Origin of the sequence: uncultured Fretibacterium sp. (genome assembly GCF_938040765.1) — a bacterium.
Taxonomy (GTDB): Bacteria; Synergistota; Synergistia; order Synergistales; family Aminobacteriaceae; genus CAJPSE01.
The window spans coordinates 1-9945 of record NZ_CALIAA010000102.1 but is presented as its reverse complement, the minus strand read 5'-3'; the positions used below and the strand labels follow the sequence as shown (position 1 = coordinate 9945).

The following is a 9945-nucleotide window of genomic DNA, read 5'->3' as shown; positions in this document are numbered from 1 at the left end:
CGATATCCCTCCAGCAAGCCGTTTATACCCTACCCTCAGGACTCTGTCAAGGAAAATCGCGGACGGGTCCATGTATTTCGAGATAAGCCGAGAAGCCTATTTGAAACAGGATGGCGCCTCTCGCAGGTAGGCTCGTCCCACTTTTCTCTCCGTCGCCTTTTGGATTCTGCCCAACAGGATCGCAAGAAGCCAGTAATACGTTGCCGCAATAATATAAGTTTCAAAGGTTCTATAGGTTACGGCAGCGGAAAGCTGAGCCTGCCCCATGATATCCTGAATGCCTATCGTCATGCCTAAAGAGGACATTTTTACGATATCGAGCGCGGTGTTCACCATCGGAGGGACGGCGGCCACGGCGGCCTGAGGCAGCATGATCCGCGTCATGGTCTTACGGAGAGACATTCCAAACGCAACAGCCGCTTCGTACTGTCCCCTGTCCACACTTTCGAGCGCTCCCCGCACGGACTCGGATACGTACGCAGCGCCATTCAGGGCCAGACACGTGATGAGCGCCCACATTTTAGGAAACGCCTTCATGAGGTCCATGACCATGGGCAAACCATAAAAAAACAAGAACAACTGAATGAGCAGAGGCGTCCCACGGAAAAAGGACACGTAGAGCATGGCCATCTGTTCCAATACGGGGATCTTCAAGAATTGCACGATGGCAAGAAATACCCCCAGAACCGTACAGATAGCGAAAGCGATCGAGGATACGTAGAGGGTGATACCAAGCCCCTTGAGCAACAAAGGGGTAATCTCCCTGAAGTACGGGATAAAAACGTCGATCAGGTAGGTCATCCTATCGCTCCATAGAATGCCATCGGAGCCAGGCCAAGGAACCTCAAGCACATCACCCTTCCCCCCATCCGCAGGTCGCGACAGCCATATGAAGAATAAAGTGCGTTGTTGCATGGATTGAGCCGACTCTCATCCTGCACCCGCCGGGTGCAGCGGAAAGCGTGTAAGACCGATCCTGTCCTGGCTCGTCCAGGCGAACCCTCAACGTATTTCTAAAGCCCCGATGAACTACCGGGAACGGAGATATCGCTGCCTATCCATTTCTCAGAGATCTTTTTCAAGGTTCCATCCGACTTTATTTCATCCAGAAATGCATTCAGACCGTCCAGCAACTTTCTATCGTCCTTGCGCACAACGAGATTGCCTGTAGACATGGAGAAGGGGGGCAAAACCTTACATTTCGCCCCGCTCTCCTTTATGGCGACAAAGGCCTGGATATTTTGGGCGAGCATGCCGTCTATACGCCCGAATTCAACATCCTTCAGCATGTTCTCAAGGGTGGCCGAGGTATAAAGCTCAAATTTAACCTCGCCGTTCGGATACATCGCCTCGATCTCCTGCTGCATGTTGTTCCCGGCTCCTACGCCGATGGTCTTTCCCGCAAGGTCCTTTTCGCTTTTAATCTCGGTGTTGTCGCTGCGCACGACGACAACCGCGCCATAATACGTCTCCGGCTGAGTGAAAGCGAAGTTCTTCTCCCGCTCCGGCGTAGGGGTCATCTGAGCGGAGACAATGTCGGCACGTCCGGACTGGAGAAGTCCCAACAATCCGCTGAAATCGGCCCTTTCATATAGAACCTTGATGCCCGAACGCTTTTCGAATTCTTTTAAGAGGTCGGCATCATAACCGACGACCTCCCCCTCCTTCGAATCATAGAGGAAAGGCACATACCCCGAGGAGATCGCAACAACGACCTTCTCCTTATCCAATCCATACCTGTTGTTTCGAGACAGCTCCAATTTGTTTGGGGACGACTCCTCCCCTGCGAGAGCACAACCGAGATCGGAGAACACCAATATGGCCGTCACGATCGTTGCGGCAACCACAAGGGCATTTGAATTCGCTTTCTTCATTTTATCCTCCTGCAGTCAAGATCTGAAGACATGAATGATCGGATGGAGAGCGTTCTCAGGGAACGGTCGAACTGGAAAGCCACGCGCACTCTCCCTCTCTTTTCCTATCGAGACTCAAAGGACGGCGGGCCATCCGGCGAAGGAAGCCCGCCGCGTCATCCGCGCTTTCAAACGTCGGGTTTACTTCCCCTGCTTTTCCCGATACTCCTTCGCGTATCTGCTGTCCATGACGTTCATGCCGAACCACTTCTCGCAGAGTTTGGCGTAGCTGCCGTCCTCGAACATCTGCGTCAGGATGCCGTCCGTCAGCTTCAGGAGCTCCCGGCCCCGGTCGGTGCGGGCGAAGGGATAGGCGTTGACCTCGACATAAATCGGGTTATCGATGTCCACGGACTTGAGCTTCAACTCGGGATTTTTCTTCAAGCGCCAAGGCAACACGAGATAGGCCGCTGGACAGGCGTCCACACGCCCTATGGAGACCTCATGCAGAACGCTGCCATAGGATTCATATCTCGATTTCTTTACCTTGTTCTCAGGGTCCAGGGCCGCTACGAACTCGTTCATGGCGCTGCCTTCGGACAAGGCGATGGACTTGCCCTCCATATCCTTCCAGGACTTTATCGATTCGTTGGATTCCGCCACTGTCAGACAATAGGGACTAAAGAAATAGGGTTGTGTGAAGTCATACTTCTGCTGACGAGCGGGGGTGATGCTCACCTGCTGCGCTACGGTGTCCACGCGCCCCAGGTCCAACTCGGCGAAACCTGCCAAGATGACGAAACGCATAAATTGAACCTCATAACCAATCTTCTCTCCAATCATCCGCCACAGCTCGATATCGAATCCGGACCATTCCTGCGTCGTCTCATCATACATGCTGAAAGGAGGGTAACTCCCGGATGTCGAGATGCGGATGACGCGCTCCCCCGCATCCTTTTCCGCGGCGAACACCGCCGCGGCGATACAGACGACAAGGCTCAGAACCAGGAGCAGTGCCGAAGAAAAAACTTTTCTCATTTTCATCTTCCTTTCCGTTCGCAATATCATGATCCTTGATTTGATCCTTGATTTTTTGGACGGACAGCGTCGGAGAGAAGAGCACAAAGGGAACCGGGGGGAAGGGGATATGGGGATCCTTAAAAAAGAGGAGGCCGCCCGTGCGGCCTCCGTTCCATTCCAAAAGGACTGTGCGCAGGACAAGCGCGTCAGTCCGCGAAGAGCGAGACCCGAGCGAGCGATTCCTCCGGCAAAGGAGTTCCACCACGGTATGCATCCCGTGCATCTCCAAAGGCTCCTCAGGTGCATCCGCAGTGCCGCATTCGGGTATCCTCCTTTCCGTTCCTCGAATCTGGAGTCGATATCCCTCCAGCAAGCCGTTTATACCCTACCCTCAGGACTCTGTCAAGGAAATACCACCACTGCAAAGAGGGCGGCATACAGGCTGTCAGGGGGCTGTAGATGAGGCAATAAGAAAGCACGCGACCCTGTGGCCGTCCACGACGCTTCGAAGCGGCGGGACCTCCGCCCGGCAGCGCTCCGAGGCCCAGGCGCAGCGCGTATGAAAGGCGCAGCAGCCCCGCGGATCGGGGCGGTCAAAGACCTCTTTTGCCTCTTGTTGCCCCGCCGTCCTTCGCTCTCCGCGCGGGCGCGCCCCGGGAAGGGCGGAGAGCAGGACCTGCGTGTAGGGATGGCGGGGTTCCCCGAACAGGGTGTCCGTCTCCGCCTCCTCAACGATACGCCCCATGTACATCACGCCAATCCGATGCGAAACGTACCGCACCACGCGGAGGTCATGGGAGATGAAAAGGAAGCTCAGGGACAGGTCCTCCTGAAACTTCTTCAGAAGCATCAGAATCTGGGCCTGAATCGATACGTCGAGGGCGGAGACCGACTCGTCGCAGACGACGAGCCGGGGCCTGAGGATCAGCGCCCGAGCGAGCCCGACGCGCTGGCGCTGCCCACCCGAGAACTCGTGCGGGTATTTGAGGGCGTCTCCCTCCGACAACCCGACCCGCTTCAGCATGTCCAGGACGATTTTTTTCCGCTCGGCGCCGCTCAGGTCCGTATTGACGACCAGAGGCTCTTCAAGGGCCCCGCCGATCCGCTGCCTGGGGTTCAGGGACGAATAGGGATCCTGAAAGACCATCTGCAGCCCCCTGCCGACCCCATCCAGCCGCGAGAGATCGCACGATGGGGAGGCGCGAAACAAAACCTCGCCGGAATCCGGGCTGAGGAGGCCGACCGCTATGCGTCCCGTCGTGCTCTTCCCGGAACCGGACTCCCCGACGAGCCCGTACGTCTCACGCCCGGCGACCTGGAGGGAAAGGTCATCCACGGCCAACACGCTGCGGCGCCTGCGGGACGGGAACAAAAATGCCGATCCGCCGGAGGGCACGAACTCCTTGCGGATACGGTGAAGCCGCAAAATCGGTGCCGCCGCGCTGGGATTCATATCTCCTTCGCCTCCCTCGTTTTCATGCATCCTCTTTTCATGCATCCTCTTCATGTGTCATTCGCTCACGCCGCCGGGATTCCAGCAGCGCACGCGGTGCTGCGCTCCGCAGTCCTCCAGCTCCGGGAGCTCCCCCAGACAACGCTCCAAACGCCTGTCGCAGCGCTCGGCGAAAGCACATCCGGCGGGGAGCCTCGACAGGGGCGGAACCGTGCCCGGGATGGCGCGCAGGGGACGCCGCCCCTCCAGGGGAGGGATCGAAGCGAGAAGCCCCCGGGTATAGGGATGCAGGGGACGGGCAAAGAGCTCGTCCGCCTCCGCCTCCTCCACGACGCGCCCCAGGTACATGACCGCCACCCGGTCGCACAGCTCGCTGACCACTCCCAGATCGTGGGTGATGAAGAGCAGGGCCATGCCGGTCCTTTCCCTGAGCTCGCGGATCAGGTCCAGGATCTGCGCCTGAACGGTCACGTCGAGGGCGGTCGTCGGCTCGTCGGCGATCAGAAGTTTCGGACGGCACGAGAGGGCCATGGCGATCATGACGCGCTGCTGCATCCCCCCCGACAGTTCGTGCGGATAACTTTTCATCCGTTCCCCCGGGGAGGGAATGCCGGTCAGGGCCAGCAGCTCCTCCGCCCGGAGGGCGGCCTCACGGCCCGAGACCCTGTCGTGCCTCCGTATCGTCTCGACGATCTGGCTCCCGACCGTGAATACCGGGTCCAAGGCGCTAAGCGGGTCCTGGAAGATCATGGCGATCCTTCCGCCCCGGATCTCCGGCATGCGCCTCGAGGGCACGGAGAGCAGGTCCCGCCCCTCGAAGCGAATGGCCCCCTCGTAGGAGACCTGGAGTTTTTCGTCGTAAAGGCGCAGGATGGATTGGGCCGCCACGCTTTTTCCGCATCCCGACTCGCCGACCAGCCCCAGGATCTCCCCCTCGCGCACGGAGAGGGTGAGCTCGTTCAGGGCCGTCAGTTCCCCCGCCTCCGTAGCGAAGCGGGTCCGCAGACCGTCGACGTGAAGCAGCTCCCGAGGCCCATCGTGGGGCGCATCGCCGCGCGAAAGCGAAGCTTTCGGGGACTGCCGCGCTCTCTTTCGTCCCATCGGCGTCCTTCGATGGGGGTCCAGCCAGTCCCGCAATCCATCGCCGATCAGGTTCAGGCTGAGGACCGCGAGGACGATCGTCAGGCCTGGGAAGACCGTAACCCACCAGGCCTTGAAGACCAGCAGCTTGCCCGACTGGATGATGTTGCCCCAACTGGGAGCCGGCGCGGGGATCCCCGCCCCGAGGAAGCTGAGCCCCGCCTCGGAGATGATCGCGTCCGCAAAGATGTAGCTGGCCTGGACGACGAGGGGCGACAGGACGTTGGGGGCGACGTGAAGCCAGAGGATGCGGCCGGGACCGGCGCCCTGGAGGCGTATGGCGTCGATGAAGTTCTGTTCGCGGACCTTCAGGACCGAGGAGCGGACGATACGCGCGACGCCGGGGGCATAGACCAGCGTCAAGGCGATGACGACATTTCTCGCCGACGGTCCGAACGTGGCCATGAGGGCTATCGCGAGCAGGATCCCGGGAACGGCCATGAGCCCGTCGCAAAAGCGCATCAGGAGGGCGTCGAGAAATCTGTAGTAGCCGGCGTAGAGCCCCAGGACAAGGCCGAGGGCGACGGACAGGAGGGTTACGGCGCCCCCCACCCCCATCGAGACCCGGCCTCCGTAGACGATGCGGGAAAACAGGTCGCGTCCGTATTCGTCCGTCCCCATCCAGTGTGCGGAGCTGGGAGGGCGCAGGCGCTCCACGACCTTCATCTGCAAAGGGTCGTGCCTCACGAGCAGGGGCGCGGCGAGGGCCGAGAAGGCCAGCAGAAACAGGAGGAACGCACCCAAAGCGATGGCCTTGTTGGCCCACAGGCGGGCCAGGAGAAAGGGTACCGCGGCAAGAGGCCGGCGCCCCCCGCCATTGTCCGCAATGCCCCGCGCGCTCATGGCTTGTCCAATCTGACGCGCGGATCCGCGACTCCGTAGAGGAGATCGACCAGGAGGTTGACGAGAACACAGATGACCGTCACGACGAGCACGATGCCCTGGATCATCGCAAAGTCCCGCCTCGCTATGGAGTTGATGAGCAGCTGTCCCAGGCCGGGTATGTTGAAGACCGTCTCGACGACGATGGCCCCCGAGAGGAGCGACGCCATGGACTGTCCGACCGCCGTGAGGATGGGGAACAGCGCGTTGCGCAGGGCGTGGACGCCCACCACGTTTCCTCCTCTCATTCCCTTCGCGACCAGGGTCCTGATGAAGTTCCGGTCGAGGACCTCGGCCATGGCGGCCCGGGTCATCCTCGCTATCAGTGCGGCCTGCGTGCTCCCCAGCGCCAGGGCCGGCAGGACGAGGTAACGCAGGTGCGGGAGCAACCCCTCCTCGAGAGGGGCATAGCCCCCGATCGGGAACAGGGCGAGGAGCACGCCCAGCAGAAGGATGAGAAGCAGCCCCAGAATGAAGCTGGGTACCGCGAGGGCGAGGAGGGACAGCAGCATCACGATGCGGTCGGCGGGACGCCCTCGCCGGCAGGCAGCATAGATGCCGGCGGGCAGGGCCAGGACCAGAGCGATGAGCTCGGCGAAGAGGGCAAGGGACAGCGTAGGCCTGAAGTGGCCGGCGATGGCCTGCCCCACGCTCTCCTCCATGAAATAGGACCGGCCGAGGTCCCCGTGCAGCACGCCGACAACCCAACGGGCATACTGCTCGTAGAGGGGAAGGTTCAAGCCAAGTTCCTCCTTCAGATGTTCCAGGTCCGCCGCCGTGGCCTCCATGCCCAATATGGCGGAGGCCGGGTCTCCGGGCGCCAGGTGCATGAGCGAGAAGACGAGGATGGAGACGACGAACAGCACCGGAATCAACGACAACAATCTTTTAACGACATAGCGCATCGCGCCCTCTCCACCCCCTTGTCCCCCACGCCCGATAGAAATGGGAGCAGCTTATTTCCGGACCCTCGTGTTCCAGAGGATCGGAGCCTGCCAGAAGACGAACCCCTCGACCTTGTCGGACACGGCCGCGACCTCCTTGTACTGCCCCAGGGCGATGGAGGAGAGATAATCGTAGAGGAACCCCTGGAGCTCGTCCCAGGCCTTTTTCGCATCGTCGTGGTTCCCGGCGGCCCGAATTTTTTCGACGCCCTCCTTCAGCCTGGGGTCGTTCGCTCCGGCCCACTCGGGATTCAGCACCAGAAGCTGCTGCGGGGTAAGCTGGTAGGCGTTACTGGTGATGAAGAGGTCCCAGTTCTTGAAGTCCTTCTTTTTTTCCATGAAGGTGGGGAAGTCGTAAGCGTCGACCTTCGCATCGATCCCCACCTGGCGAAGCTGCTCCTGCACCACCAGCGTGGCCTTGTACATCTCGTCGTAGTCCGGCGTGGTCAGAAGATGGACCTCCCCGCCTCCGTAACCGGCCTCCTTCAGAAGAGCCCTGGCCTCATCGGGGGAGTTTCGGTTGTACCGCTCCTTCCCCGCCTCGCTCGCCCAGATACCCTCCGGATTCATGTAGCCGGGGTCCAGGGCGTACAGGTCCTTGTCGGCAAAGCTGGCCAGCATGATGTCGTCCATGTTGAGCGCGGCATTGACGGCCTTTCGCATCTTCGGATCGGCGAGGACGCCCTCGCGGACGTTGAAGAACAGGGTTAGTGTCCCGCCCAGGTCCGTGTGAACGACGACGTTGCGGGCGCCCTTCAGCTCCTTGTAGTTCTCCGCGGGAACCTCGTCCGCAACGTCGTACTCGCCGGACAACAGGCCGGCCAGGCGAGTTGCGGCATCCGGGACGAAGTAATAGCGAACCTCCTCGACCAGGGCCTCCCTGCGCCCCGCAAAACCGCTCGGCTCGGCATCCAACGCCCGGTAGTTCGGGTTTCGCGTCAGGCGGATGTACTGGTCCGGCTTCCACTCCCCAAAGACGAAGGGACCCGTTCCGACGTACTCGGTGACACCCTTCTCCGTCGCCCTTTCGATGACGTCCTTAGGACGGATTGCCGGGAAATTCGCCTGGGCGGACATGAGGCTCAGGACGTCCCCGCTCGGGTTCTGCAGGGTAAGGATCACCGTATACCTGTCCTTCGCCTCGAACTTCGAGCCGCCCAGGAGGTTTCTGGCCCTCGCGGACTTCTCCAGCCAATAGTTCATGGAGGCCGCAACATCGTCGGCGTCCATCTCCTCGCCGTTGTGGAACAGGACACCCTCCCTCAGACGGAAGGTGTAGGTCCTCCGGTCGTCCGAGATCTCGCAGGACTTCGCGAGCATGGGGGTCGGATTGAAGTTCCCGTCCTGGGTATAGAGGGTCTCGAAGAAGTTCTGTGCGACATCGAGCGCCGCCTGCGAGACCGTCAGAGGAGGGTCGAGGGTCGGAGGCTGGGCCGTCAGGGCCACCTTCAGTCTTGTCTCGTACTCCGCGGCCCACGCGGCCGATGGGACGGCCGCCAACGCCGCGACGAGCGCCATAAACACCGCCGTTCTGAGTCGATTCATGTTTCGTTCCCCTTTCTTTTTTCGATGTTTCGTCCTTCCCTTGCCGGGCTCTCCTTACGGTCCGAAAACCGGAGCGCCCGGACGGAGTCCTTTCTAAATGACAGCGGCCTCTGAGGGCCTGAGCCGGTTTTCGTAACGTCTCTGGAACTGCTCCAACACCAGGACGATGAGCCAGTACATGATGACCATGGACATATAGGCCTCGAAATACCGGAAGGTGATGCCGGCCTGTATTTTGGCGACGGCGGTGATGTCGAGGATGCCGATGGTGAAGGCAAGCGAGGAGCCCTTTATGGCGTCGATCAGGATGTTGACGATACCCGGCACCGCCACGGGGATCGCCTGAGGGATGACGATCAGGCGCAGGGTCTGCATTCGGCTCAGGTTTATGGACTTTGCCGCCTCTATCTGCCCGCGGTCCACGGCCAGGAACGCCCCGCGGATGATCTCGCTGAGGTAGGCGCCGGAGTTGAGCACCATCGTCAGCGCGAATCCCTCGATCTTGTCCATGGCCGACAGGCACGCGAACATCCTCGGCAGGCCGAAGTAAATCATGAAGAGCTGCCCGATGAAGGGCGTGCCGCGAAAGAAAGAAACGTAAACCTTGCAGAGTGGCTTCAGGATCGGGATTTTACAGACGATCGGAAGCGTAACCAGCAAGCCCAGGAAAAGGGCCGCGACAAACGGAAGGACGGTGATCGAAAGCGTCCTCGGCAAAGCCGGCAGCATCTTCAGAAACACCTGGCCGACGAAGTTCAGGTCCATGAAAAGGCCCCCGCAGCCATCCCTAATGCTTCACGGTGAAGTCGAAGTCGAACCACTTCTCGGAGATCGCCCTGAGCGTCCCGTCCTTTTTCATGGCCTCGAGCGTCCTGTTGGTCATCTCCCTCAGAGCGTCGCCCTCGGGCGTCTTGGCGAAGGGGTATGCGCTCTCGAAGTAAATTCCGCTGCCTATAAGGACCTTGATCTTGTCCGCCCCAAAACGCCGTATGGCCTCGATGGCTATCGTCTGAGACTGGACGCAGGCGTCGATTTTTCCCATCACGACGTCCTGCATCGCGGTATCGTCAAAGTAAACCCTCTTCACTTTGATATGGTACTCCTTCTC

The 9945-nt window shown here is 60.3% G+C and carries 9 protein-coding genes; all 9 read right to left on the bottom strand.

Annotation, left to right across the window (positions count from 1 at the left end):
- Nucleotides 1-96: 96 nt before the first annotated feature.
- Nucleotides 97-801, bottom strand: coding sequence for an amino acid ABC transporter permease (locus Q0176_RS03820; RefSeq protein WP_299299397.1), 705 nt, complete (start codon nucleotides 799-801; stop codon nucleotides 97-99).
- Between the two features lie 212 nt (nucleotides 802-1013).
- Nucleotides 1014-1874 carry an ABC transporter substrate-binding protein gene (locus Q0176_RS03815; RefSeq protein ID WP_299299395.1) on the bottom strand — a complete coding sequence of 287 codons (861 nt, stop codon included), beginning with the start codon at nucleotides 1872-1874 and terminating at the stop codon, nucleotides 1014-1016.
- 180 nt (nucleotides 1875-2054) lie between these two features.
- Nucleotides 2055-2891 (bottom strand): transporter substrate-binding domain-containing protein, encoded by an 837-nt coding sequence (locus tag Q0176_RS03810; RefSeq protein ID WP_299299393.1) that lies wholly within the window; start codon nucleotides 2889-2891, stop codon nucleotides 2055-2057.
- Nucleotides 2892-3318: 427 nt separating this feature from the next.
- A complete protein-coding gene (locus tag Q0176_RS03805) occupies nucleotides 3319-4326 on the bottom strand; it encodes an oligopeptide/dipeptide ABC transporter ATP-binding protein (RefSeq protein WP_299299391.1) in 1008 nt (335 codons plus the stop codon).
- Between the two features lie 57 nt (nucleotides 4327-4383).
- Nucleotides 4384-6309: a dipeptide/oligopeptide/nickel ABC transporter permease/ATP-binding protein gene (locus tag Q0176_RS03800; RefSeq protein WP_299299389.1), complete on the bottom strand. Its 1926-nt coding sequence runs from the start codon at nucleotides 6307-6309 to the stop codon at nucleotides 4384-4386.
- Complete coding sequence (locus Q0176_RS03795) at nucleotides 6306-7253, bottom strand: ABC transporter permease (protein WP_299299387.1); 948 nt, start codon at nucleotides 7251-7253, stop codon at nucleotides 6306-6308. Before Q0176_RS03795 ends, Q0176_RS03800 begins: the two co-directional genes overlap by 4 nt.
- 51 nt (nucleotides 7254-7304) lie before the next feature.
- On the bottom strand, nucleotides 7305-8837 hold the full coding sequence (locus tag Q0176_RS03790) for an ABC transporter substrate-binding protein (protein ID WP_299299385.1): 1533 nt from the start codon (nucleotides 8835-8837) through the stop codon (nucleotides 7305-7307).
- A gap of 93 nt (nucleotides 8838-8930) precedes the next feature.
- Complete coding sequence (locus Q0176_RS03785) at nucleotides 8931-9602, bottom strand: amino acid ABC transporter permease (RefSeq protein WP_299299383.1); 672 nt, start codon at nucleotides 9600-9602, stop codon at nucleotides 8931-8933.
- A gap of 22 nt (nucleotides 9603-9624) precedes the next feature.
- On the bottom strand, nucleotides 9625-9945 hold a 321-nt coding region (locus Q0176_RS03780), incomplete at its 5' end, for a transporter substrate-binding domain-containing protein (protein WP_299299381.1).

Coding starts and splice junctions, on each gene's coding strand:
- Q0176_RS03820 (WP_299299397.1), bottom strand. CDS start 801: ATGACCTACCTGATCGACGTTTTTATCCCGTACTTCAGGGAGATTACC.
- Q0176_RS03795 (WP_299299387.1), bottom strand. CDS start 7,253: ATGCGCTATGTCGTTAAAAGATTGTTGTCGTTGATTCCGGTGCTGTTC.
- Q0176_RS03800 (WP_299299389.1), bottom strand. CDS start 6,309: ATGAGCGCGCGGGGCATTGCGGACAATGGCGGGGGGCGCCGGCCTCTT.
- Q0176_RS03785 (WP_299299383.1), bottom strand. CDS start 9,602: ATGGACCTGAACTTCGTCGGCCAGGTGTTTCTGAAGATGCTGCCGGCT.
- Q0176_RS03810 (WP_299299393.1), bottom strand. CDS start 2,891: ATGAGAAAAGTTTTTTCTTCGGCACTGCTCCTGGTTCTGAGCCTTGTC.
- Q0176_RS03815 (WP_299299395.1), bottom strand. CDS start 1,874: ATGAAGAAAGCGAATTCAAATGCCCTTGTGGTTGCCGCAACGATCGTG.
- Q0176_RS03790 (WP_299299385.1), bottom strand. CDS start 8,837: ATGAATCGACTCAGAACGGCGGTGTTTATGGCGCTCGTCGCGGCGTTG.
- Q0176_RS03805 (WP_299299391.1), bottom strand. CDS start 4,326: ATGAATCCCAGCGCGGCGGCACCGATTTTGCGGCTTCACCGTATCCGC.